Below are 23,651 nucleotides of genomic sequence, written 5' to 3'. Positions count from 1 at the left end.
ATTATCAAAAGGTAATACCTAGTGATAAAAGAGGGGGCTCATGGCGACTTCGATTAAAATCGACGATGAATTGAAAGCGCGTATCCAGCATCTGGCCAGCCAGCGGCAGCGCTCGGCCCACTGGATCATGCGCGAGGCAATCGTGCAGTACGTCGAGCGCGAGGAGGCTCGCGAGAGCTTCAAGCAGGAGGCTTTGGCCTCTTGGGCTGCCTACCGGGAAACCGGAAGGCATCTGACGGGCCAAGAAACGCGGGAATGGCTCAACACCTGGGGCAAGGAAGAAGAAACGGCGGTGCCTGAGTGCCACGAGTAGTCGTCACCGAAGGTGCAGCACAAGGTTTGGAACGCTGTCGCCTGTTCTTAGCTGAGAAAAGCCCGCAGGTAGCTAGCCGTGCCGGCCAAGCCATTGAACGTCAGTTCGCCCTCTTGGAGAAAAGCCCGGACATGGGGCGCCCATTTCCTGAGCTGCCTGAGCTACGCGAGCTGATCATAGCCTTCGGTGACTCTGGCTATGTCGCGCTCTACCGATATGAGCCGGCGGATGACACCGTGTACGTTTTGGCCTTCCGGCACCAGAAAGAAGCAGGGTACTGAACAAAAACAAACCGTACAGCAGTAGTGCTCAGATCGCCACGCGCTACGAGAAGAAAGCCTGCCACTTCCAGTGGGATGCTGGCCTTCGTCGCTGTTCTGCTGTGGTTACGTTGATACATCAACAGATCCTAGCCGTTCGCAATCGCCCTTAGCCTGACCCGAAGCCACTCCCTCTCCTGCTCGGCGATCCGGGCGCACACCCGGCGCTGGTACAGCGACAGACGTTGTCTCCGCTCTACAGCTGAAAGTCCATCCCAGCCGCGGAACAGGCCAACATCGTCCGTCACGTCCTCCATGTCCGTCTTCGCGTCACGCGAGCGACGCATCCAACTCCCCAGACACACGCCAGCCACGAACAGGCCGCAGCAGGCGAGCACAAGAGAAAGTATCGAGTTGATCATCATCGGTGTCCCCTCCTTGGCGCATCAGCATTCCGACGGTAGCAGCTGATAAAAAGCTGCGACATAGCGACGCACAAAAAGTGCGAATTGACTCACACCCTCTCCCCCTCGCGGATGCAGCTCGACGAGATCCGTCGAGCCAGCCGCTATCCCAAGCTCCAGGCCATCCTCCAGCCTGCCAAGGTGGGCACCATGATCAACAACCTGCAACGCGCCGTGGTTTTGGAACGCCTGGATATCCAGGACGAAGCCAACGACCCGGACGATGCCTTCTTGCTGGCCATGGCCATTGTAGGTGAGGCAGATTACCTGGTGACCGGGGATCGCCGCGCCGGCCTGTTGCAACGCGGGCATATCGAGCGCACCCGCATCGTCACACCGGCCGTGTTTTGCGACGAGGTGCTGTGAACGCCCGGGTGCCCACCACCTTCGGCGCAAAACAAAAACGGCGAGGGGATTAGCCTCGCCGTTTCATGTCGTTCAACCGCATCCCTGGGTTCATCATCCTGATGAAGTCGCCGCATCCTGCGACGGTCCCCTTGGCCGCCATCCGTGGTCGGCCTGCGTCGTTCCTTCGACGTCTTGGTGGGATTCAATCTACGCCGGCAGCCGTTCCGAGCCTATTGGGCGAACGCTCGATCTACTGTAGGCGATGGCTTACAGCATGGAAGAATCTGGGCCAGACCTAGCTGTAGCTGGACGTTGAAACACACGCTTAGTTTGTGGACGCGGGGCGTCAGGCTTACTCGGCTTCCGCCAGACGCGAGGCCAGCGTCCAGTAAACCCTGGTTTGATGGACGACCCAAGCGAAGGCCGCTCATTCGCAGAAAGCGTGAGCCGGCGCCGATGGAATGCAGGTCGGCGCGGATCAATGCAGGTTCATTCGCAGTTAATGCTGGTTGGCCGGATCAGTCAGTCGCAGTTAATCCCGGTCGAAAATCGCGATGATTGCAGGTCGGGCCGTTTTCGTTTGCAGGTCGTCACCTACTGGTTCGAGACCGGCACACCGACCTTCCTGATCGACCAGTTGCTGGCCAAGCGCGTCTTTTCTCCCGACCTGGGCCGGCTGGTGGCGATGGAAACGCTGCTCTCCAGCTTTGACGTCGACTGCATGCCGGTCGAGGCCCTGATGTTCCAGACCGGTTACCTGACGGTCGACAGCCTCCTATCCATGGGCGCGCGCACCGAGTACACCCTGAAGTACCCCAACCTCGAGGTACAGGCCAGCCTGAACGGCGCCCTGCTGGAGGGACTGACCGGAGACCCTTCACTTCCTGGGCGACAGACCGGACAGCTCTACCGCCTGCTGCTGGCCAACGACTTCACCGGCCTGCAGCAGCTGTTCACCGCCTTCTTCGCCAGCATTCCCCATGACTGGTATCGCAACAGCCCCATCGCCCAGTTCGAGGGCTACTGGGCCAGCGTGTTCTACAGCCACTTCGCTGCGCTGGGGCTCGACATCCGCCTGGAGGACACCACCAGCCACGGACGCATCGACATGACGGTGCTATTCAACGGCAGCGTCTACCTCTTCGAGTTCAAAGTGGTCGAACTGGTAGCCAGGGGCAAGGCGCTGCAGCAGATCCAAGAGCGTGGTTATGCCGAGAAGTACCGCGCCCGCGGCGAGCCGATCTATCTGATCGGCGTGGAGTTCAGCCATCGGCAGCGCAGCGTGGTGGGTTTCGAGGTACAGCAGGACAAGTAACCTTCTATGCGGGACTCACTCCAGACGGCAAGTGGTCAACTGTCCAACTGGTCGGGTCCCATCCCCATGCGGTACCCCATCGCCCGGTACCCGCTCTGACGTTTCTCCCACATCCGCAGCAGTGCCGAATGCCCAGTATCGACGAAATCGATGATGCGCACATCGGTCTTGCAGGCGTGCTCTCGATGCAGACGACCGGCGTATTGCTGCAGCGTGCCTTTCCAGGAGACGGGCATCGCCAGCACCAGTGTGTCGAGGGGCGGATGGTCAAAGCCTTCGCCGACCAGTTTGCCCGTGGCCAGCAGTACGCGCGGCGCGTCGGGCGGTAAGGCGTCCAGTGCCGTGATCAGCGCTGCACGCTGTTTCTTGGACATCCGGCCGTGCAGCATAAACAGCTCCGGTATTTGTTCTTCCAGTGCAATCCGAATAGCGTCGAGGTGTTCGGTACGCTCGGTCAGCACCAGCACTTTGCGACCCTGCTGAAACGCGTCACGGACTTCGGCGGCAATAGCTTCGGTCCTGGCCTGGTCATCGGCCAGATGCCGGAACACATCCTGGATGCCCGCCTCGTGCGGCAAGTCGATCCGTGAGAAACGTGTTCGCGGCAGCACCTCTAAGTCATGGGGTGCACCTGCCGGCTTAGCCGCTGTGTACCGGATCGGCCCGCACTGCATGAAGATGATCGGTTGTTGACCATCGCGGCGAATCGGGGTTGCCGTAAGGCCGAGCACGAACCTCGCCTTGGTTCGCTTCAGGATGGCATCGAATGACACGGCGCCAACGTGATGGCACTCGTCCACGATCACCTGCCCGTAGTGCTCAACCAGCGGATTGACCTCGCCCTGCCGGGATACCGACTGCATCACAGCGATATCGATCTTCCCGGTGGGTTTGGCCTTGCCACCACCGATGGTGCCGACCACGCCCTTGCCTACGCCGAGAAAGACTTGCAGGCGCTCTTGCCATTGTTTCAACAACTCGGTGCGGTGCACCAGCACCAGGGTGTTCACGCCCCGGCGAGCGATCAGCGCGGCGGCGGTAACGGTCTTGCCGAATGCTGTTGGCGCGCACAGGACCCCGGTGTCGTGATGCAGCATGGCCGAAACGGCAGTTTCCTGGTCAAGGCGCAAGGTGCCAGCGAAGACCACATCGATGATCTCGCCGCCAAATCGCTCGTCATGCAGATCGCAGGCGATGCTGTTGTCGCGCAGCAAGTCCATTGCCGCATCAAGGCAGCCGCGAGGCAGAGCGATGTGTTGGGGGAAGTTTTCAGCATTGCCAATGACTCGCGGCTTGTCCCACACCGACATGCGCATGGCCTGGGCCTTGTAGAACTCGGGGTTTTGGAAGGCGGCCAGCCGGATCAGGCGATTGGCCAGCGCTTGGGGGAGTTGCGCCTTCTCGAAATAGATCAGGTTCGCCAACGTCACCGTGAGCGATGGCGGCATCGCACCGGATAGTTTCTTGGGCGATGCGCTCTCGCGTTTCCACGGCGTAGCCAGGTCCTCATCGTCGATGAAGGTGACATCCAAGGGATGGACGCCACCGGTGGCACGCAGGATGGTCGGCTCGATGTCGTGAGCAGGCATCGGCCGGATCGCCGCCAGGAAAGCCCACTGGTCAGGATGCGGGCGCAGATCGGCATCAACGAACACACTGAAACCGCTCTCCCTGGGCCACTTTTGCAGCGGCAGTGCGATCAAGTTGCCGAAGCCGCCTTTGGGCATAGTGTCCTGGTTGGGGAACAGCCGGTCGTAGGACTCCAGCTTCAGTTGCCGGGTGCGCGTGCAGGTGTGACTGATGATGGCCGTACCCAGTCGCCGGGAATCGCGGGCAGAAACGCGGCTGGCGAAGAATACCCATGCGTGCGCGCCTTGCCCGGAGCGGGAAATTTCCAGCGCAGCCGGCACGCCCAGCTCCTCGCAGGACTGCATGAAAGCACGCGCGTCATCTCTCCAGTCGGCCTCATCGAAATCGACCGCCAGAAAGTAGCAGGTGTCGTCCTCCAGCAGCGGATAGACGCCGACCGTGTGCGCACCGGCCAGATGGTCATAGATCACCGCGTCGGACAGCGGGATCAGCAGTCGCTTGCCGCAGTCACCACACTTGATACGGGGCTTCTCACACACACCGGCACGCCACTCGTTGGCGCAGGCTGGCGCATAGCCCGACTTGCCCGAGGTTTTGCCTTCCCAGCGAACCGGATACACATCCATGCGCCCGCGAAACAGTCGCCGGAACAGGGTCACCTTTTCAGTAGTGGACAGCCTGGACGGCTCCGGCGCTGCTACCCCTGGAGCAGGCTGGGACGGCGAAAGGCGCCACTCGATGCCGTGTGATTCAAGCAGCGCGATCAGGCGAGCGTTCTCGGCCTGCACGGCTGCGAGCGTCTCCTGTTCAGCCATCGACTCCGTGCTCGGTCAGCAATTCGTCCATGTCATCGCCGACGCCATAACCAAAATCGTGGCTGATGCGCCTCACCTCATCCAGCCGCCTCCAAAGGGCTGGTCGCTGCCCATCGGGCAAAGTCGCGATGATCGTCAGCGCTTGCTCAAACATCAGCACCAGCGCATTGAAATAGCCCTCGTCCTGCAGGCCCACGTCGCTGCTGAAACCGGCCGCTTGCTCGCAATAGAACACCATCAGCTCCGCCAAGCCCTCTGATGGGCCGATGGCCTTCTTGTAGTCCGAAATGGCCTTCTTGGCCTTGGCCACCGAGGTGTCCTGGTTCTTGAATACATCAGGCCACAGCCAGCGGGCTATAGTTGTTTTGTAGGGCTTGAGTACATCGCCGCCGAGTGCGAAGCGCGCGTGCAAGAACGCCTGGTTGTCCTTGTTGGCGGCGTACAGGTCTTGTATGAGCCCGATCAGTCCGGCGCGGTCGAAGTCGGCCAGTTTGGCTTTAACGTCGCTCCAACTCGGGGCGGTTTTCTTGGTGGCCATGGGTGTTATTCCCCCTCGTCGCGGGCTTGGCTCCCACCCTCAATCTGTTTGATCGCCCGGTCGAAGTCGCTCTCGAACAGGCGGTCCTGCACGATGCGGTACTTTTCGAACTCGCTCTCGACATGAGCCTTGGTCATCTCGGCGGACACCTTGCCCGCATCCTTCAGGATGTCGCGTTCGGTGAACTCCAGAAACGCATCTAGCCGCTTAGCCCAGTCTTCCATCGTCATCGGTATCTTGCGCCTGCCCTCCACCCGGCAAGAGGGCTGCGGATCAAGCGGCCTTACCAGTCATCTGGACGCTCATTAACCACCAAAATAGACGGCAGCAAACCATTAATTTGGACGATGATGAATCATGCAATTGGACGGATAGCCAAGCCCCTCATTACACTTCGGCCTGTTGATCGTGACAATGAACACTCTGCAACAAGAGATAAGGTTGGAACCGTGAGCGCCCTCAGTCTGCAAGCCAAGAAGGCCTACTGCGCCAAGACCCGTCGTGCTAATTATGTCGCCAGCCTGCGTCTGGAAGGCTATGAGGTCACCTTGGCTGAATCCCAGCGCGAACTGCCTACCCGCGAAGCTATCCTGAGCGCTTACCGCAAGCAGTCCTGAGAAGCAGGCCGATATCTTGACTTTTCGTTTCTACTCGACCTATCTAGTCCCGCGTCCCAGGACACGGGACAAACGATTACCCGAGCACAGGTCGATTGCAATCATTGCCTGTCAACAGGCCTCGTAGAGGGCCTCGGCGTCCACCGCCTTCCTGAAACAACTAAAAGAGGCGATCACCGATGGATAAAGAGCTTGAGCAATTCCAGGTGGACCTGCTCCAGTCCGTACGCCTGATGAAAGCCGGCAAGGCGGTGCGGACCACCCAAGTCAAGCTCACCCCAGCCGCCGAAGCCCGCGCCAAGGTCGGTCTGTCGCAGAATGCCTTTGCCGAGCTGCTCGGCGTCAGCTTACGCACCGTACAAGACTGGGAGCAGGGCCGACGGAAGCCCACCGGCGCCGCACAGACCCTCCTGCGCATAGCAGCACAGCCCCCTGAGGCCCTGCGCGATCTTCACGTCTGATTCAAACGCGCCCCAAAGCACAGCACTTCGGCGCCAAACAAAAACGGCGAGGGGTTAGCCTCGCCGTTTCATGTCGTTCAACCACATCCCTGGGTTCATCATCCTGATGAAGTCGCCGCATCCTGCGACGGTCCCATTGGCCGCCATCCTTGGTCAGCCTGCACCGTTCCTTCGGCGTCTTGGTGGAATTCAATCTACGCCGGCAGCCGTTCCGCGCCTATTGGGCGAACGCCCGATCTGCTGTAGGCGATGGCTTACAGCCTGGGAGAAGCTGGGCCAGCGCCCTGCATGCCCGCTTTGACCCTGGATTTGTTCGACAGCTGATCAGGCCAGCGTACCGTTTTCAGCGTGAGAGACTGCTCCAGAACACCGCCAGGAGAAGCGCCACCCGTTGCTCGTCGAAGCGCACAGGACCGGCGCCGGGATCTCCGCCGAGGGCATCCATGCCCTGGTCGGCGCCTACGCCAAGGCGGCCGGCCTCGGCGTCCACGGCCTGCGCGCCACCGCCGCCACCAACGCCCTGGAACACGAGGCCGACATCCCCAAGGTCCAGCAGTGGCTGGGCCATGCCAACATCAGCACCCCCCGGCTCTACGACCGCCGCCACCTGCGGGCGGAGGATTCGCCCACCTTCAAGATCAGGTACTGAACAGAGCAGAGCAGAGCAGCGTACTGGCCATGATCGGAGCATTCGGCCAGAACCGGGCAAATGACTTATGCCGTTCTGACTTCGTTCAGTAGCTCCGGATGACGATCAAGCACCCTGAGCAGCTTTACCAGCGCCAAGGGCGGCTTGGTCTTGCCCGTCTCATAGCGCGAGAACGCATTGACGCCGCCGCCGAAAATCTCGGCCGCTTCGCGCTGGTCGAGCGCGAGTTTCTTGCGCACGGCAGCGATAAAGCCAGGATCGACAATGGCTGCATTGACCTGCTTCGAGAAAGCGCGCATTTCGCGCATGACGCGATCCGACTCCTCTGCGTCCAGGACAGACTCGGCGCAAGCCGGGCAGAAATCGCCCGTCACCGCCGTCAGGACGGTGGTTTCGCCCTTGTAGGTATAGGGCAGGTCGCGGGTGTCGTGGATCAGCTCCGCCGCGCCGCAGGAGGGACATTTCATGTTCATAGCTCCTTGAAGGACACGATCAGCACGTCATCGATGACCGTCAGCTTCAGATACACGTCGCCCGCCTGCGTGCTTGGACGGTACACGTCTTGCCAGACCCTGTGATCGGCGTGAGTGGTCATGCTCTTGTAGAAAAGCGCCATCACTACGGCCAGCACCAAGCCCCAACTCATTCGCGCCCACTCGCGCAGCGTGCGTGGTGCGTACCTTGCCCACCTCGATCAAGGCTTTGATGACGGATAGCTTGCAGTGGGGCGTTCTTTTCTCCATGACCGCACATCAACCTAATAGGTTATATACGGCAAGTTGGCCAATGGCCTTGGCGTACAATTTTGTCCGCATTCTGCGGGCTCTCCGAGCAGGGAAACCAACCGTCGGATGCCTCTGCAATCTTTCGAATAATTCGAAAATAACAAAATTGCGAAAATTTCGAATATCCTGAATGCGCAAGCAGAGAGGAGCCGCCATGAACCGCCTGCAAGAAACACTGCCCAGCGCCGAAGAGGCCACTCTGGCCAAACTGTGCAGCCAGGAGCTGTCCGCCATTATCGAAACCCGCGCGGAGACGCAGACTCTGTCCATCAGCGATCCCAAGGGAGGGATTCGTTCCGTCAACATCCCGGTCAGCGCCCTGCGTCTGCTGGTCGATGTGTTGACCGAGCTGGGTGAGGGCAACAGTGTCCGCCTGGTTCCCGTCCATGCGGAGTTGACCACCCAGGAAGCGGCCGACCTGCTGAATGTGTCTCGCCCCACCTTGATCAAGCTGCTCGATGAGGGAGCCATCCCCTACCATCGCGCCGGCAATCGCCGGAAGGTAAAATTTGCCGATCTCCGCCTCTACCAGGAGAGGCTTGAACAGGAGCGACTGGCGGCGCTGGCCGAGCTCTCTGCCTTGGACCAGGCACTGGGGCTGGGCTACGAGTGAGCTCGAACTACACGGTCGTCTACGATGCCTGCGTGATGTATCCGGCACCGTTGCGCAGCCTGCTGATGTACCTGGCGCTATCCGGTCAGTTCCGCGCCCGCTGGTCGGAAACCATCCATCAGGAATGGATGCGGAATCTGCTGGCCGATCGTCCCGACTTGTCGCCTGACACGGTCGGGCGTGTACGAGAGCTGATGGATCGTCATGTGCCGGGAGCCCTGGTGACGGGCTTCGAGAGCCTGATCCCTGGCATTACCCTCCCGGATCCGGAGGACCGCCATGTGGTAGCGGCCGCGGTGCAGACGCGCGCCGAAGCGATCGTGACCTTCAATCTCAAGGATTTTCCCGACCAGGATCTGTCTCCCTTCGGGGTGCGGGCCATCCATCCGGACGACTTCATCACAGACCTGATGGAACTGCACATCGGCGCCGTGCTCGAGGCCGTTCGCCGTCACCGGGCATCGCTGAAGAACCCTCCCTTTTCCTCTCGCGAGTACCTGGACTGCCTGTTGAAGCAACGCTTGCCGGAAACCGTTTCCCGGCTTCGCGCGTTCGAGCTGCTCATCTGAATGCCTGCTGAGGCTCTGCGCGATCTTCACGCCGACCCAAAGCACACACAGCACTTCGACGCAAAACAAAACGGCGAGGGGTTAGCCTCGCCGTTTCATGTCGTTCAACCGCATCCCTGGGTTCATCATCCTGATGAAGTCGCCGCATCCTGCGACGGTCCCATTGGCCGCCATCCGTGGTCAGCCTGCGTCGTTCCTTCGACGTCTTGGTGGGATTCAATCTACGCCGGCAGCCGTTCCGCGCCTATTGGGCGAACGCTTGAGCTGCTGTAGGCGATGGCTTACAGCATGGGAGAAGCCGGGCCAGACCTAGCGATAGACCTCGCGCCGATTGCCAAGCTCCAGCACGAGGACGCGCAACGCGCCATCCTGGATCTCGCAAATCACCCGGAAGTCGCCCACCCGGTAGCGCCACAGTCCACCCAATGGGCCGGTGAGCGCCTTCCCGGTACTGCGTGGATCTTCACGCAGGGCGACCCGCTCCTCCATGAAGTCGAGGATGCGCCGGGCGGATGGCTTGTCGAGCTTGCGTAGCTGGTTGAGAGCCGTCTGGGTGTAGTCAATCGTCCAGGCCAAGGTCTTTCCTTACGTCCGCCGACGAATACACCTGCTCCTGCCCCTTGCGGACACGCTCCAGCACTTCGGCGGCGAGGTAGTAGTCCTCCATCTCGTCCAGACCACGCTCGATGATTTCGCGCAGGTAGTACGCTTTGGTGCGCCCGGTGTTGGCGGCCAGGAAATCCAGGCGCTGCTCGATTTCGGGAGCCAGTCGGATTGAGGTGGGCATGGGGCGGCCTCCTTTGAATGCATGTATTCAATGTATCATATCAAGCAGAAATACCGAGGTGATCCCCCCGAACATCCGGAAGGATCAGCAGTAGAATTTTCTCGTTGAGGGCGTTCTACAGCATGAAGAAGTCGAGATTCGCGGACAGGCACTGTCACGTTGTTGGGTGCTCAGTGCCATACCGCTTTCAGCGTGAGAGACTGCTCCAAAACACCGCCAGGGGAAGCGCCACCAGTTGCTCGTCGAAGCGCACCGTCCGCTCGCCGGTGTAGAGCACGATCCCGCGTCTGAACTGCTGAGGAGTAGTTTCGCGCAAGTGGCGCAGACCGTTGAAGTCCTTGCCGCTAATGGTGGCGGCCGCCTTCACCTCGATACCGATCAGCTCACCCCGCCGGTTTTCCAGCACGAAGTCCACCTCGACACCAGTGGAGGTGCGGTAGTGCATCAGCTGGGTGCGTACGTCCGACCAGCCTTGGTGCTTAACCAGCTCGGCATGCACGAAGGCCTCCACCAGATCGCCCGGCAGTCCCAGCGCTGCCTCTATGCCCGCCTGGCTCAGGCCCTGCAGGTGGGCCATCAGGCCATAGTCCGTGACAAACAGCTTGGGCGACTTCTGAAGTCGCTTGCCGAGATTGGAGGACCAGGCCGGCACCAGGCGGACCAGGAACAGGGTCTCCAGCAGGGTGAGATAACGCTTGAGGGTGGTCTGAGGAATGCCGGTCGAGCGTGACAGCTCGGCCGCATTCAGCAGTCCGCCACTGCGGGCGGCCAGGACCTGCATCAGCCGCGGCAGCTCGGTCAGCCCGTCGATCTGGGCCAGGTCGCGCACATCGCGCAGCAAGATCGTGTGCAGATAGCTTTCGAACCAGGCCTCCCGGCGCCGCTCGCTGGAGCGTGTCAGCACCTCCGGATAGCCTCCGCGGTTCAGGCGCTGGATGAAGTCGTTGCGCTCGAAACGGCAGTGATCCGGCAGCTCGCCGCTGAACAGGCCCTCGATCAGCCGGGTCGGCTGGCCGGCGATCTCGCTCTGGGCCAGCGGCCAGAGGTTCAGCACCTCCATGCGCCCGGCCAGGGAGTCGGCGATCTGCGGCAGCAGCAGCACATTGGCCGACCCCGTCAGCAGGAAACGTCCAGGCGTGCGCTCACGGTCCACGGCCGCCTTGATCGCCAGGAAAACCCCGGGGGCGCGTTGCACTTCATCGAGGCAGACCGGCCCCTTCAGCGCATTGATGAAGCCGAAAGGATCGGCCTGCACGGCCGCCAGGACCGCCGGATCGTCAAAGGTGTAGTACACGGCCTCCCGGCCAAGATCCTGGATCAGCGTGCTCTTGCCGGTCTGGCGGGCGCCATTGAGCAGCACGACGGGAGCCTCCTCGAGCGCTTCGAGGAGGAATTGACGGATTCTGCGCAGGTACATGGTGTAATTTCATCCACTTAATGGTTGAAATTACACCATTTAATGGCGGCTATCGCTAGCCCGGTTTGGGCTAGGCAGCGGGATCAACGCCCTTCTGGATCCGCCCGTGGCAGAGCAGAGGATCTCGAAAAGCTCCGCGGTTAGCGCTCGAGCGAGTAGCGGTGCTTTCCTGACGGCCACTCGGCAGCCTTTCAACGCAGGTGCGCTGACGATCCTCGCCTCGAGCCGCGGCTCGCTGGACAACATGCCCTACTGCAACGGGGTCGGGGTCTGCCTACCGTCCGGGCCTCGGTGCTGATCGGCCTTGCGTTTTCCCGCACTCCGGCATCCTGCCGCAGGTCCCTCAGACGGCTGTCTCGGAGCCTTCCTGATTCACGGCATCCTTCAGGCCCTTGCCCGGCTTGAAGCCTGGCAGTTTGGCAGCCGCAATCTGGAGCGCGGCCCCGGTCTGCGGGTTACGACCTTCGCGGGCGGCACGCGCCTTTACGGTGAAGGTGCCGAAGCCCACCAGGGACACGTCGTCCCCCTGCTGCAGGGCCGTGGTAACGCTGGCGGTGAAGGCGTCCAGCGCGCGGGCAGCCGTGGCTTTGGGCAGGTCGGTGGCGGTCGAGATGGCGTCGATGAGCTCGGCTTTGTTCATGGCATGTTCCATGGCGGGGAGGTGAAGGCCTGAAGAGTAGGCCGTGGGGTTATTCGGAGACCTGACGTACGTCCAGCACGGCCCAGACTTCCCAGCCCTTCTGGCGCACGAGCTTTTCGGCCTCGAGCTGGGCATCCAGCGTGCTGAGCGAACGGGACCGGTGCTCGAAGCGAAAGGCGGGACCGCCACTGCCCTTGCGAACACTCAGCTCCACCTGGATATAGGACGGACGCTGTCCGGATCGTTTGGGGGCGGGTTTTGCGGGCGCCAGTCCCAGGGCCTCGCGCATTTCGGCTTCGAGAAGCTGTTTCGTATCCAAGCGGGCGTATCCGTTACGGCATTCCTTGAAGCAACGCATTATCCCGGAGGTCGCTTCCGGGTGCCAAGGTGCAGTCTAGACAGACTGGGTCGATTCGCTTTCGCCAAGCCCTTTCCCCTCCAGGGAGAAACTCGCCTGTGGCCGGCCAGGGTCGATGGGCGGGCGAAGGGGACCGCCTCATCGGGGCGGCCCCCTTTGTCCTCACAGGGCCAGCGTCTGGCGGGTCACCCACAGAATACCGAGCAGCAGGGCGAACGAAGCGCCAAACGGCCAGCGGTACCGGGCGATGACCCGCAAGGCCAGGGTCCAGCCGACGGACACCAGGAGCCCTCCCATCCACAGGAAAAACACCACGACGGCCAGCACACCGGGCGTCAGGCGTTCGGCCGTGCCATAGGCGGCGGCCTCTCCAGCCGGCAAGCGGTCGAGGTACCACCACTCCCAGACGGCGTATCCGCCCACCAGCAGCATGACCAGAGGGAGAAACGCGAACAGGATCAGGCCGATCGCCTCGGCGCGCAGGGGTAATGGGTTCATGAACAGCCTCCTTGGGTTGAGATGCATCTCCTGGGTAACACCGCTACCCGAAAACCCAAGTCCGCCGGCACAGGTTTCTGCGCCGAATCTTCAAAGGACAATTCAAGGGCTGAAGCCGGCGTCGGCAGCGGACATGTGCACAGTGCCAAGACCCCGACTTGGGTTTTGCCCCAGGGATGAGAGCCTCGATGGGGAGTGGGACGTCCACTTCGCCAAAAGACCCATCAGGAGAAAAGAGATGGCAGGCAGTTCTGTGTTGTGCAGGCGTTGTAATCGCTGGATAGTGCCACGCGTCATTTACAGCCGTAGTTTCCCAGGCGTTAATGGATGGAGAATCGGCGGCGGAAAACCCATCTCCAATTGCTGCCCATTCTGTCTGTCCGAATACTGGGACGAGCTGGAGGAGCCCAGTCCGCTGCGCGGCAGTCTCTTCATGAAACTGCTGAGCATACCGTTGACGCTGATCCTGTTCGCGTTGCTGTTCGGCAGCGTGCTCAAACTTTCCGTCTGGCTGGACAGTTCGGAAGTCCTGCTCGCAGGAAATATTCTGTCGGTTTATGCCGTGTATCGCTTCGGACGCTGGTTTGTGAACTGAGGGGGTTCAATCAAGGTTTCCCAGGCTTACCCACCTGGCCCGCATGACGACCCACCATTTAATTATCAGGCCGGACAACGATCACCGGGGAAATATATTTCCCCTCGTTTGACGAGCCCAGCAGGAACGGCCTTCTCGAGCCCGGCATGCCAGGAAAATTATCTGTTGGAATTCCGGCCTTCGGTTTGAAGCCCCCGGACTTTCCAATGGAGAGAATCCTCTCAGACGGGGCTTCTCTTTTTCCAGGATGCCATCGGCGAAACACGCGACGCCGCCTCGAAGGTCAGGCGCGATGGCCTTGCCGTGCACGGGCCAACGCCCTTCTGGTTGGGCAGGCCGATCCAAACCGGGTCTCCCGGGGGAAAAGCCGCAGGCCGTGTTCGGCGAACGCCCCACGCATACACACCGGACGGCGGCCGAATGACGACGGACCGAGCACGGCCCTGCGTGGGGCGGATTGGAGAGCAACGGACGATCGCCAAACGGTCGTCGAATGACGACGATCACCGAGCAAGCGAAAGTCGAACGTCGGCAAACGCCCCGAACGCACACCGGACGGCCGTCAAATGACGACGGACCGAGCACGACCTTGCGTGGGGCGGATTGGCGAGCGACGGACGATCGCCAAACGGTCGTCGAATGACGACGACGGCCGAGCAAGCGGGAGCCCCGCCCATTCAATCGGGCCGGGCCGGTGTCGGAGCGACAGCGAACGGCCCGCCGATGACGACGGGAGGGGCTGTGTTCCTGCCCGACGAGGTTTTCAGGAGATTTGCCGGCAGCGTTCAGAAGACTTTCCGATTTCAGTCTTTGCAGCCCTCCTGAAAAAGGCTGAGCCCAGTGCTGACGGGGCTTTCAGCAGATTCGAGAGGGGCTTTCACGGATTGCTCGAGCCGCTTTCACTGATTAGCCGGCGGCAGGAGGATCCGAGACTGCTGACGACCACTGAAAATGTGCTGAAAGCCAGTCCTGCCGGGGCTTTCAGCCTTTTAGTCAGCCTTTCGCTCAGTCTTTCGCTCAGCCTTTCCGCGGATTCACGCCTCGCCGCCCGCCCCAAAAAAGGCTGAGCCCAGCAACGACGGGGCTTTCAGCACATTTTGGGTCACTGTTGGAAATCTGCTGAAAAACGTCGATTTCCTCTATGTCAGTGAGCTAGCAGACTGAAATAAATAGTTATAGTCCAGTCAGCTGTTTCGACTGATTGTGTGTCGCGCAGCGGGGCGGACAGGCCTCTGCCCAGGGACAGCCCCGTGACAGGCCGCGGGAGTGTGGCCGGGCGGAACGGGCCGGCGTCGACGGAGAAAATTCGCCGGGCTGTGCACAATGGGGCTGTCGCCCGGGCAGGCGCGCGCCGGCCTCACGATGGACTCCTGGTTGCCGGAATTGCCGCTGTAGACGGCGATCACGTTGCTATGGCCCATATCCAGCCCGACTTTTTCCCCAGAGTGGTTCTCCTGGTTCGCTCCTGCGGCACTGTCTGCACACCAGACGGTCGCCCCAATGACACGGCTCATGACGATAAACGGGTGTCAGCTCATCCCCAGTCGTACTCCGGAGTGCCATCCCTGCACAGGACAGTTGCCAAAGGGTCCTTGGATGACAGCGCACCGACGATGATCCTGATCCGAAAAGGGTTTGTGCGGCCCTTTCAGGCCATTTTCTGGCTTGAAAGGGCCGCACAAAGCCGTTGGGCTTGCCGAAAATACCTCCCAGCCATAGGGGGAGATGACCCATGATCGATACCGAGCGAATGACCGAGCTATCCGTTGAATTCCTCGACGCGGCCTACCTGGAGATCGTGGAGCGGGCCAAGCGCCTGGCCGAGCAGTATTTCGAGCAGGCCCAGCAGTTCCTTGGCGAGGAAGGGAAAACCCATGTGCCGATTCTGATCTGGGTTCAGCAGATCAGCCCCAACGCCTGGGGCTTCTACTGGGTTCGGGTGCACTATGTCCGGGAGGACGGAAAAGGGAATGCCGTGGCGCGGAAGATCCCGAAAGGGCCACGCCACAAATACCCAGCCGGGGCGTTCAGCTTCGTGAAAGGCACGCTCCTGCTGCGGGTGAGGAACTACGAAGCCCGACTGGCGGAGCTGCGTCAGCTGGCTGCGGAGAACCGAGCCCTGCGCAAGACCACCTTGGCGTGGGAGGGGCGCTACCAGAAAATCCAGGCCCTCGAGGCCCCATTCTCGAACGTGCTGGCCTGAGCGCTACGTATACCTCTAAAAAAGGCTGAGCCCAGTCCTGATGCGGTTTTCAGCACATTTGGGGAGCGCTTTCAGAACATTTCGAGGAGCCTTTCAGCACATTTTCCGGTCAAGGGCCGATTGGGGGCGGGCCAAGGGCATTGAAAAATGTGCTGAGCCCAGAGCTGACGCGGCTTTCAGCACATTTGTGGGTGGCTTTCAGAAGATTTTGAGGCGCCTTTCAGCACATTTTCCGGTCAAGGACCGATTGGGGGCTGGCCAAGGGCATCGAAAAATGTGTTGAGTCCAGAGCTGACACGGCTTTCAGCACATTTCTGGGTATCTTTCAGGAGATTTTCGGAGGGTCTTTCAGCAAATTGTCAGGCTTCAGACCGGCTCGGGCAACGAAAATGTGCTGAAAGCCAGTCCTGGCGCGGCTTTCAGCACATTTAGAGAGCGTCAGGGAGAATCTGCTGAAATACTGAGTTTGTTATGTCAGTAAGCTGGCAGACTGAAATAGATAGTTATTGTCCAGTCAGCTATTTCGACTGATTTTATGTCGCGAAGCGGGTCGACAGACCACTGTGTCGCGAAGCGCGAGGGTTGCGCGGGATCGGGTCAGTCCGAGGGGTATCCCCCCAGGGGCAGAACAGTGACTGGCAGCAGGATTGTGGCCGACCTGAACGGGCCGGAGTCGACGGGAGAAAATCCGCCGGGCCATTTGGGATGAATGGCGGTAGCCCGGGCAGACGATCGCGTACGGCGGTTGGGTCCAGCGAAGCGAAGGGCCTCCGCTATCGCCGGCACTATTGGGCTCCTTGCAGAGCCGAGCCGCAGCGGCATGGCCCACCTGCAACGGCTATAACCGGCTTGAATGCATGAAAGAAGCGCGCGCATCCAGAGTCTTGAAAAGTGCCTCTGGCAGAATCGGGTCCCCTACTTTCCGAAGAAACAGCATAGGGCCGTTATGAAGTTTCCACGCAGGGACATGAAGTGATTCAAGGTGAACAAGGTGAAGCTGCAGGGAATCTTTTGTGCGGGAGTCAGCGCACGTCTGAAATGACAGAGCGGTTGTTCTCCTCAACGGAAACAGGCGCCGGATTCACCAAAAAAATATTGGCTGGGTAATGTGTTATTCAAGACGCAGGCAACTCTCTTTCCAGCGGGGAAATAAATGCTGAGCGTTTGGAAAATGCCTTATCACGCCCAGGAGAATAAATTTCCCGGAAGTGCCGTGCTATTGGCCGTGTGGCTCCTGTCGTTCAAGAGCTGGGCGAATCGATATCGCGAGCAGGCTGACCTGTTGTCTGCGGGTACTGATCGACAAGGCGACCGAATAGCTACGGTGGTGTTTATTACGCCGGATAAGGTGCGAGCGACAGAGTCGGCAAGGACAAGTGACCTGATAGTTGAATCAACTGGCGTTCGAATCGTTTTTCGAAGCGGAAACTCGTTGCCAATCGGGGCATGGGGAAGTTGATCAGAATGATCAGAAAAGAGCGTCTCGGTCGGTAGTCGATGTACGGGGAGCGATTTCTGCCCGAGGTCGGGCAGTGGGAAATGGAAATAACGTTTTCTGTCAGAGCCCTGCTGCGTGGCCGCGCGGGGCGGCTACCCAGGGGGCAGCCAGGATCTGGCAGTCCAACGGACCGTCACCCTGGGCGGAGGGCCTCTCAGCGGGCCACAGACGCGTTTTCCCGATAACCCTACGGGGGTTGCCATACCTGGTGGCGAACAGCGCGCTCTGCAGCTTCCTAGGGGCCTTGGCGCGTGTATGCCATGCAAGGCACTGGCCGGCCATTCCGTTGCCTGAATGTTCCTGGCCTCAAGCAGGGCGCGCAAGCGCCGCTGGCGAAGCCCTTCCGGGACAGGGTGCCGCTTACTCCTGGTCGGTACCGTACCGCTTGTCGAGCGCTTGGGTGATCTGGTAACCCACGACGGCCACCCTGCCGAGCACCAGGAGGACGCCCGTCACCGCATAGACCCCTTTCATCGCCCTACCCCCTTCCGTCCTGTGTCGCTGTTGGGCTCCATCCGACCACGGCTTCCGCTTCTCGCGTACCGGGGCGGTCTTTCCCTCATCCGTTGCGTGGCGTCTCGCACGGTTTCCTAGCTAGGTATAGCGATCATAGCGCCGATGCCAGGCGGAGCTCATCCGCGTGGCGCTACCGGGCCTCGACGTTTGTCCCCTCCTCTCGCCCCTGACCGCGCTGGGTGCTGGGATTCCCCCGGGTATTCGGTCCCTCGGCGGTCGCCGCTGCGTCGGCGCGGTGCACTGGATACTGCGCAGCAGCGCTCGAGGGCGGATGCCGTCCAGGCATCTACCGCATCGAGCAAGACCCCTGCGCCAGGCCTCTCGACCCGGCGCGTCGCGGGGTCGAGTGCCTGTTCGGCCAGTGGAAGCACTACCGCTGGATCGGAGGCAGGCCAGCCCTTTCCCGGCAAGGCGGGCCTTCGTCGCCACGGAGCCAGGGCGGCGACCTCAACCCGGCCGGGAGGCCACCTCCTCGGGCCGGGCGCGGATATAGAGCGTTTTACGAACCGGGATCCTGACGGCATCGCGCAGGCTCAGCACGGCGGCTTCGACGTCTTCCGGGGAGGCTTTCAGTTGCCGGGCCAGTGCCTCGACCTGACTCTCGCTGATGGCCAGGGTGTCGACGTCCCCCAGCGTTTCGGGCCGCGCCTTCTCCAGGACCGCGGCCAGGTAGCCGTGGTAGCGGGCGATTTTGGCCTCTGGAAGAGAGCCGATGTCGGGAATCCCCCAGTCGAGCTCTCCCAGCTGACAGAACAGCGCGCTCAGCGGAATCGTCAGCAGGAACCCCCGGCGGCGGTTGACCCGTCGGGTGAGCGGCGCTCCCTCTTGCGTGAAGTCCCGCCAGAGCCAGTCGCTGTCGAACAAGAGCTGGAGGTCGCCGTCGTCGAAGGGCGTCTTGTACAAGGGCACGAAGACCCGGTCGGCGACCGGGCGCAGTTCTTCCACCCGATCGAGGCAGGCGACGAACTTGCCGGCCAACACCGGCTGGGCGTTGAGCAAAGCGATTTCCGCCGGCGTCAGCCGGGCCTCCTGGCTGGGTGTCACCCGCCCAGCGGCGTGCCCCTGGAGCTTGAGCCGCGGCCTGTGGGGCTCCGGATGCGGCTGGGGCAGGTTTTGGGGGAGTGGCGGGGGGCTCGGTTCCCCCAGCAGCTCGGCCAGCGAGATCTGGCCACGGGCGTTTTTCCTGGGAAATTCCGCTGGTTGCGGCTCGGACGCGGAGTCCGCGGGGGCGTGGGCCATGGGCAGCGGTTCGGCAACGGGCACAGGCGGGCTCGTTGCCGGCTGCCTCCGTTCCGGGGCCGTATCCGGATCGTTCTCTCCTGGCTGGGCGTTCTGGTTGGCCCATTCGAGGGCGGCAGGCTTGGGCTGTGCCTTGACGGCAGCAGGGTCCGGTGTCGAAGGGATACGGGGCTCGGCCGGCAGGCTGGGCGTCGAAATGACGCTTCGTGTTGGTTCCGGAGCGGGCTCGGCGTTGGGCCGGCTCGGCGTGGCCTCCCCCGCCTCGAGCACGGGCCGCCCGACGGCAACCGCGGTCGGCGCGGAAACCGGCGTCTGGCGATCGAGAAGGCCTTTTTCGTTGGGCGCGATCCGCTCGACCTGCTCGCCTTCCTTGCCGAGGCGGATGGAGGTCGGCGGTGGGACCGGCACATGCGGAAACAGCACCTCCGGGGAGCTGAGCTTCAAGCAGCGCAGAACCGGCCCCTTGCCGTTCCTGCACAGGACGTGCGGGGTGACGAGCCAGTAGAGCTCGCCATCGTCCCGGTGCTGGGCCAGGCCATGATCCGCCAGGATGGCCAGAAGCATTTCCGGCGAGCGCGGGATGGCCACGATCCCGTCCTTCACCAGCAGGCGGACGATCTCCTCGGCGGCGCTGTGCCAGGCGATATAGACGCCATCGGTGGCCACCCATACCCGGCTGCCCGGCGCGTTGACCGTCCAGCGTCCCTGGCCGAGCAGGCGCAGCATGGCGTCGCTGACCAGGCGAATGACCGGCACGCCGGTATCCCCGCCTCGGGCATGGCTCGGCCCCTTGAGCAGGTCGCGCCTGACCGAGGCCGCATCCGACCGGCGCACCCATTCGGTCAGGGGCGCGGGGTTCGCGTTGCCCGCAATCGCATCGAACAGGGCCCCGTAGATGTCCCGCCCGCCTTCCATAAGCCAGGCGACAGTCTCATCGGGGATGAGTTTATGTGCCAGGGCGACCGAGACCTGGATGTGCTTTTCGTGGCGCTGGGCATTCCAGTGCAGGAAGTAGCGATCGAGCTGGTGATGCATCGCCCACTGGTGGAGGGTTTCCCGTCCGGGGTTCCACTCGAGCTTGCCCTCGAAGTCGGTGGCGCGCAGGTCGGTGATGGCCTTGCCGGCATCGTGCAGCAGGGCCGCCGCGACGCCCGCCACATTCCAGCGCCACCGGCGAGTGCTGCGCCGGGCCGGCGTCTCGGCGGTGTCGAAGGCGGTGGTCAGGCACCCATCCAGGGTGAGGTTGGCGACTTCGAGGCTGTGCCGCAGCAGCCCGCCGGGACCGGCGTGGTGATGGTTCTCCGAGGCCGGCAGCAGGTGCGCCAGCTCCGCGAAGTTGATCAGGATCGGTTCGACGTAGCGCTGGTACTCGTCCTTCGGCAGGCCGATGGAGCCTGCGATGCGGTCGATCAGCTTGCGCTGGTAGTGGCGCATTAACCACTCGCCCGTCACCTTGCCGGGATAGCCTTCCTGATAGGGGGGATAGCGCAGGTTCCGCCAGTTATGGTTTTCCAGGTAGGGGCGAAGCTCTGGGGGAATCAGCCGCTCGGCCGGATGGGGCGCCTCGGCGAAGAGCGAGGCGTAGTTGTCGCCGAACAACCAGCGTTTGAGGAAGGACGGGAACATGAGGACTCTCGTAGCAGTGGGTCGAGCCCCCATGATCGGAAATCAAATCGCGCCTATGCGGCCATTTCGCGCCACTTTTTGGCTCGAAAGGAAGCACGAAAAGCAAAAAGCTGCAGGTGGGACGGCTGTTCAGGGGCGACGAATGGGAGGAAGTCCCTGAGGTGTAGGCCGATATGTGGAGAAAAACTTACCGCTCATAGCGGGACGATCGTTCAAATATGTGGAGAAAATCTTACCGCCTTCGACCTCATGAGCTCTTCGGCTTTTCCAAAGTTTTAAAGAAAGCTCTTCTTTTTCCTTTTAATCCTTTTTCCTTTTAAGACCTCTAGAACCCGCGTAATCCGTGGCTTTCAGCCAGAATATGTGGAGAGAAATTTACCAATATGTGGAGAGAAATTTACCCATATGCGGAGAAAAACTTACCAATATGTGGAGAGAAATTTACCCATATGTGGAGAGTTGAACTCGGCCTCCATATATGAGTAGGCTCTGTGCCAGAGGAGCATCCAAGGAGCCACACATGCCTCACAAGGCAGCCACCAATCCTGATTCCGCACAGCCTTCCAAAGCACGCCCCATGGACGAATGGCGCATTTGCAAGTCAAACGCCTTAGTCGAAGCCGGGTACAAACTCACTCTTGGGGAGCATCGGATCATTCTGGCTTGCATTGCCCAGGTTCGACGTGATCAGCCAATCAGTGACCAGATCATCTATACAATCCGAGCTATAGAAATCGCGGAATATGCCGGCATCACCCGACAAGGCGCCTATCAGGAGCTGGCCGCTTCAGCGCAGACGCTGTTTGAACGGTATGTCTCGGTACTCTATGGCCCCAAGGGAGAACGCGCCTCGGTGCGTCGCTTTCGCTGGGTCCAGATGGTCGATTATGTGCCGACCGAGGGGCTGGTACGGTTGCGCTTTGCCGCCGACATCCTTCCGTATCTGGCCGACCTATCTGAGCGCTATACCATCTACCCGATCACCGATGTAGCCAAGATGACCTCCGCCCACGGTATCCGTCTGTACGAGCTGCTGGTGCAATGGCGTGGCGCCGGCCAGCGCGAGATTGAGGTAGCGTGGCTGCGCCGGGCTTTCCAGCTCGAAGACCGCTACCCCTTGCTTGCCGATCTGAAGAAATGGGTCATCGATCCCGCAGTCAAGCAAGTGAACGAGCACAGCCCTCTTCAGGTCAGTTGGACACAGCGCAAGAACGGCCGGACCGTCACTCACTTCATCTTCACATTCACGGTTAAAGCAGCCGCCTCAACAACAGCCAAGACCAAGCCTGGGACCAAGGCAAAAGCTAAGGGCACACCAAAGCAAGTGCTCGACTTGGAGCAACCGCGTCTCCTTACTGAGGCCGAGCTAAGTCGCCTGGCATACCCTGGCGAATCCCGCGAAGGCGCCCTGCGCCGCCTGCATGCTGTTCTTTGTTGAAGCTGATTACGTAATCAACATAATTTATGCAAGCCATGTAACTTACGTAATCACAATAACTGACGTAACTTACTTTTGTTGTGCCTCTTTCATAAGTTGTGCAATTTCTGCCTCATCCTGCGCGGCCAGCAGAGCCACGGCTGCTCGGATCACGTCCGAGCGACTGGCCCGGAAGTCACGGGGGATCAAGCTCAAGCGCTCGATTTCCCGGTCCAACTCATCTGACAGGCTGAAGGTAATGCGTTTGTAGGTCCGCTCACGGGCCGACGCCACCTGCATTGGCTTTTTGCCATCCACCTTCGCTCCATTAATAAAGTCATCTGCGGCGGGCGACGTGGCCGCTGGGTTGATTGGCTTTTTGAGATTACCGACCCCCATCATTCAGTCCCCCACAGTTCGGCAGCGATCTGTTCGATCTCTTCGACCGCCTTGGCATCTGTACCTGCTTCCAGAACCGACGAGCCGGCCTCATCGGCATCGTCATACACATTCCTGGCAGTCGTGAACGACTGCAGCGGCTCGAACCCGTAGCTGGTACAGGCGTCCTTGGAATCCAGGATGCGTTTCACTTGGCTGGGCAGGGAAGGGGCCTGGGTAATCACTGAGCGGGCAATTAGCCCCGGGTTCACCGACCGGGCCAGCGTGATCATCTCTTCGGCATGCGCTAGGGTTTTGAGGTCCCGACGCTTGGGCCGGAAGGGAAACAGGGCATGAGTGGCCACGGTCAAGGCCGAGCGCAAGGCCACCGAGTCGGCCCCGCCGGCATCCACCACAATCTTCTCGTAGCGCTTGATTCGATCCAGCAGAGTCTTGCGGATATCACCTTGGGCGGTCTCGATCCGAAGGTCCGGCAAGTCTGGGTTCTGTTCGCGCTCCCGCGCCCAATCCAACGATGTGCCTTGGGGGTCCGCATCCACCAGAAGCACGTCATGCCCTTGACGCTGCAGCCAGACCGCTAGGTTCTGCGCCAGGCAGCTCTTGCCGCTACCACCTTTCTCCCCACCCAAGACAAGAATCATTACTGAAGCTCCGTAAGTTATGCAGCTGAAACTAGTGATGTAACTGATGATACTTATGTAAGTGCAATCAGTGAAGCAAGCGCCGCAAATTACGTAATGGTCATAACTTGCGCAAGCAAGCGGCCCCCGGCTACCGGATAGACATAGGGCTAAATCAGCGGCTACGTAACCGCTCCATAAACCCTACCTTCGAAACCGCGCCCTGAGATCTGATGCTGAGCTCCCGATTCCTTCTGGAACTTGCCCCGCATGATGCGTCCCGCCCCCAACGTCAAAGCTGTTTACCTCTACCCCAAGCCGGTCGATTTCCGTAAATCCATCAATGGCCTGGCAGCCCTGGTCGAGTTGGATATCAAGGTCGCGGTGTTCGACCCTGTGTTGTTCGTCTTCCTCAATCGCACACGCAACCAAGTGAAAATTCTGTACTGGCATCGCAACGGCTTCTGTCTGTGGCTCAAGCGCCTGGAGGCCGAGCGGTTC

General features: G+C 60.9%; 25 protein-coding genes and 3 pseudogenes. 13 read left to right on the top strand and 15 right to left on the bottom strand.

The genetic code is table 11. The annotated features are described in order from the left end of the window. Nucleotides 1-40: 40 nt before the first annotated feature. Nucleotides 41-313 (top strand): CopG family ribbon-helix-helix protein, encoded by a 273-nt coding sequence (locus tag BMY22_RS16980; protein ID WP_090624031.1) that lies wholly within the window; start codon nt 41-43, stop codon nt 311-313. After that, the gene (locus BMY22_RS16975) at nt 301-594 is read left to right on the top strand and encodes a type II toxin-antitoxin system RelE/ParE family toxin (protein ID WP_090624030.1); all 294 of its coding nucleotides are present in this window, start codon (nt 301-303) and stop codon (nt 592-594) included. The genes BMY22_RS16980 and BMY22_RS16975 overlap by 13 nt, the downstream gene beginning before the upstream one ends. 128 nt (nt 595-722) lie before the next feature. On the opposite strand, the gene BMY22_RS16970 is transcribed toward BMY22_RS16975, so the two are convergent. Then, entirely contained in the window at nt 723-998 is a 276-nt protein-coding gene (locus BMY22_RS16970) for a hypothetical protein (protein ID WP_090624028.1), read from the bottom strand. Nucleotides 999-1,103: 105 nt separating this feature from the next. On the opposite strand from BMY22_RS16970, the pseudogene BMY22_RS16965 reads away from it, so the two are divergent. After that, nucleotides 1,104-1,403: pseudogene (locus BMY22_RS16965) on the top strand (putative toxin-antitoxin system toxin component, PIN family); the annotation flags it as partial. 562 nt (nt 1,404-1,965) lie between these two features. Beyond that, nucleotides 1,966-2,700 carry a PD-(D/E)XK nuclease domain-containing protein gene (locus BMY22_RS16960; RefSeq protein WP_244158899.1) on the top strand — a complete coding sequence of 245 codons (735 nt, stop codon included), beginning with the start codon at nt 1,966-1,968 and terminating at the stop codon, nt 2,698-2,700. Nucleotides 2,701-2,735: 35 nt separating this feature from the next. Here BMY22_RS16960 and BMY22_RS16955 read toward each other — a convergent pair whose 3' ends face one another. From BMY22_RS16955 to rhuM, 3 genes are read right to left on the bottom strand one after another with little or no spacing between them, the layout of a single operon-like run. Continuing rightward, a complete protein-coding gene (locus BMY22_RS16955; protein ID WP_090624026.1) occupies nt 2,736-5,105 on the bottom strand; it encodes a TOTE conflict system archaeo-eukaryotic primase domain-containing protein in 2,370 nt (789 codons plus the stop codon). Beyond that, entirely contained in the window at nt 5,098-5,643 is a 546-nt protein-coding gene (locus BMY22_RS16950; RefSeq protein WP_090624024.1) for a hypothetical protein, read from the bottom strand. Before BMY22_RS16950 ends, BMY22_RS16955 begins: the two co-directional genes overlap by 8 nt. A gap of 5 nt (nt 5,644-5,648) precedes the next feature. After that, nucleotides 5,649-5,897, bottom strand: a complete 249-nt coding sequence (rhuM, locus tag BMY22_RS16945; RefSeq protein ID WP_279626370.1) for a RhuM family protein — start codon at nt 5,895-5,897, stop codon at nt 5,649-5,651. A gap of 195 nt (nt 5,898-6,092) precedes the next feature. Between rhuM and BMY22_RS16940 the strand changes: the two genes are divergently transcribed. From BMY22_RS16940 to BMY22_RS16930, 3 genes and pseudogenes are all read left to right on the top strand, one after another. Continuing rightward, complete coding sequence (locus BMY22_RS16940; protein ID WP_090624023.1) at nt 6,093-6,260, top strand: YhfG family protein; 168 nt, start codon at nt 6,093-6,095, stop codon at nt 6,258-6,260. A 179-nt stretch (nt 6,261-6,439) separates the two neighbouring features. Continuing rightward, nucleotides 6,440-6,721, top strand: a complete 282-nt coding sequence (locus BMY22_RS16935) for a helix-turn-helix domain-containing protein (RefSeq protein WP_090624021.1) — start codon at nt 6,440-6,442, stop codon at nt 6,719-6,721. A gap of 409 nt (nt 6,722-7,130) precedes the next feature. Next, a pseudogene (locus tag BMY22_RS16930) lies at nt 7,131-7,370 on the top strand (tyrosine-type recombinase/integrase); the annotation flags it as partial. Nucleotides 7,371-7,435: 65 nt separating this feature from the next. Here the strand turns inward: BMY22_RS16930 and BMY22_RS16925 are convergent. Together BMY22_RS16925 and BMY22_RS16920 are read right to left on the bottom strand one after the other, a co-directional pair. Beyond that, nucleotides 7,436-7,837 carry a type II toxin-antitoxin system MqsA family antitoxin gene (locus BMY22_RS16925; protein ID WP_090624020.1) on the bottom strand — a complete coding sequence of 134 codons (402 nt, stop codon included), beginning with the start codon at nt 7,835-7,837 and terminating at the stop codon, nt 7,436-7,438. A 2-nt stretch (nt 7,838-7,839) separates the two neighbouring features. Beyond that, nucleotides 7,840-8,113 (bottom strand): annotated as a pseudogene (locus BMY22_RS16920) (type II toxin-antitoxin system MqsR family toxin). 196 nt (nt 8,114-8,309) lie between these two features. Here BMY22_RS16920 and BMY22_RS16915 point away from each other — a divergent pair. Both BMY22_RS16915 and BMY22_RS16910 read left to right on the top strand, forming a co-directional pair. Further along, nucleotides 8,310-8,768, top strand: coding sequence for a helix-turn-helix domain-containing protein (locus BMY22_RS16915; RefSeq protein WP_090624018.1), 459 nt, complete (start codon nt 8,310-8,312; stop codon nt 8,766-8,768). Beyond that, complete coding sequence (locus tag BMY22_RS16910; RefSeq protein WP_090624017.1) at nt 8,765-9,337, top strand: PIN domain-containing protein; 573 nt, start codon at nt 8,765-8,767, stop codon at nt 9,335-9,337. The genes BMY22_RS16915 and BMY22_RS16910 overlap by 4 nt, the downstream gene beginning before the upstream one ends. Nucleotides 9,338-9,646: 309 nt before the next feature. Here BMY22_RS16910 and BMY22_RS16905 read toward each other — a convergent pair whose 3' ends face one another. The 6 genes from BMY22_RS16905 to BMY22_RS16880 form a co-directional block, all read right to left on the bottom strand. Next, nucleotides 9,647-9,913 (bottom strand): type II toxin-antitoxin system RelE family toxin, encoded by a 267-nt coding sequence (locus tag BMY22_RS16905; RefSeq protein WP_090624016.1) that lies wholly within the window; start codon nt 9,911-9,913, stop codon nt 9,647-9,649. Continuing rightward, nucleotides 9,897-10,124, bottom strand: a complete 228-nt coding sequence (relB, locus tag BMY22_RS16900) for a type II toxin-antitoxin system RelB family antitoxin (RefSeq protein ID WP_090624014.1) — start codon at nt 10,122-10,124, stop codon at nt 9,897-9,899. Before relB ends, BMY22_RS16905 begins: the two co-directional genes overlap by 17 nt. 187 nt (nt 10,125-10,311) lie before the next feature. Further along, entirely contained in the window at nt 10,312-11,541 is a 1,230-nt protein-coding gene (locus BMY22_RS16895; protein ID WP_090624013.1) for an ATP-binding protein, read from the bottom strand. Between the two features lie 343 nt (nt 11,542-11,884). Then, nucleotides 11,885-12,181 (bottom strand): HU family DNA-binding protein, encoded by a 297-nt coding sequence (locus BMY22_RS16890; protein ID WP_090624011.1) that lies wholly within the window; start codon nt 12,179-12,181, stop codon nt 11,885-11,887. A gap of 49 nt (nt 12,182-12,230) precedes the next feature. Next, entirely contained in the window at nt 12,231-12,470 is a 240-nt protein-coding gene (locus BMY22_RS16885; protein ID WP_090624039.1) for a hypothetical protein, read from the bottom strand. A 231-nt stretch (nt 12,471-12,701) separates the two neighbouring features. Continuing rightward, the gene (locus BMY22_RS16880) at nt 12,702-13,037 is read right to left on the bottom strand and encodes a hypothetical protein (protein ID WP_090624009.1); all 336 of its coding nucleotides are present in this window, start codon (nt 13,035-13,037) and stop codon (nt 12,702-12,704) included. Between the two features lie 238 nt (nt 13,038-13,275). Here BMY22_RS16880 and BMY22_RS23890 point away from each other — a divergent pair, with 238 nt between their 5' ends. Together BMY22_RS23890 and mobI are read left to right on the top strand one after the other, a co-directional pair. Next, entirely contained in the window at nt 13,276-13,632 is a 357-nt protein-coding gene (locus BMY22_RS23890; RefSeq protein WP_143068522.1) for a hypothetical protein, read from the top strand. A 1,732-nt stretch (nt 13,633-15,364) separates the two neighbouring features. Continuing rightward, entirely contained in the window at nt 15,365-15,835 is a 471-nt protein-coding gene (mobI, locus tag BMY22_RS24965; RefSeq protein ID WP_090624008.1) for a conjugative transfer protein MobI(A/C), read from the top strand. Nucleotides 15,836-18,296: 2,461 nt separating this feature from the next. On the opposite strand, the gene mobH is transcribed toward mobI, so the two are convergent. After that, nucleotides 18,297-20,714, bottom strand: coding sequence for a MobH family relaxase (gene mobH / locus BMY22_RS16870; protein WP_167363755.1), 2,418 nt, complete (start codon nt 20,712-20,714; stop codon nt 18,297-18,299). Nucleotides 20,715-21,234: 520 nt separating this feature from the next. Here mobH and BMY22_RS16865 point away from each other — a divergent pair. Beyond that, the gene (locus tag BMY22_RS16865) at nt 21,235-22,152 is read left to right on the top strand and encodes a replication initiation protein (RefSeq protein WP_208599318.1); all 918 of its coding nucleotides are present in this window, start codon (nt 21,235-21,237) and stop codon (nt 22,150-22,152) included. A gap of 69 nt (nt 22,153-22,221) precedes the next feature. Here BMY22_RS16865 and BMY22_RS16860 read toward each other — a convergent pair whose 3' ends face one another. Together BMY22_RS16860 and BMY22_RS16855 are read right to left on the bottom strand one after the other, a co-directional pair. Next, nucleotides 22,222-22,533, bottom strand: a complete 312-nt coding sequence (locus BMY22_RS16860; RefSeq protein WP_175559803.1) for a ribbon-helix-helix domain-containing protein — start codon at nt 22,531-22,533, stop codon at nt 22,222-22,224. Further along, on the bottom strand, nt 22,530-23,171 hold the full coding sequence (locus BMY22_RS16855) for a nucleotide-binding protein (RefSeq protein WP_089170233.1): 642 nt from the start codon (nt 23,169-23,171) through the stop codon (nt 22,530-22,532). Before BMY22_RS16855 ends, BMY22_RS16860 begins: the two co-directional genes overlap by 4 nt. 249 nt (nt 23,172-23,420) lie before the next feature. On the opposite strand from BMY22_RS16855, the gene tnpB reads away from it, so the two are divergent. Continuing rightward, nucleotides 23,421-23,651, top strand: a 231-nt coding sequence (tnpB, locus tag BMY22_RS16850) for an IS66 family insertion sequence element accessory protein TnpB (RefSeq protein WP_244158898.1), incomplete at its 3' end; no start/stop codon positions are given.

The organism is Azotobacter beijerinckii, from assembly GCF_900110885.1.
GTDB classification, from domain to species: domain Bacteria; phylum Pseudomonadota; class Gammaproteobacteria; order Pseudomonadales; family Pseudomonadaceae; genus Azotobacter; species Azotobacter beijerinckii.
This window is presented reverse-complemented; position numbering and strand designations above follow the sequence as displayed.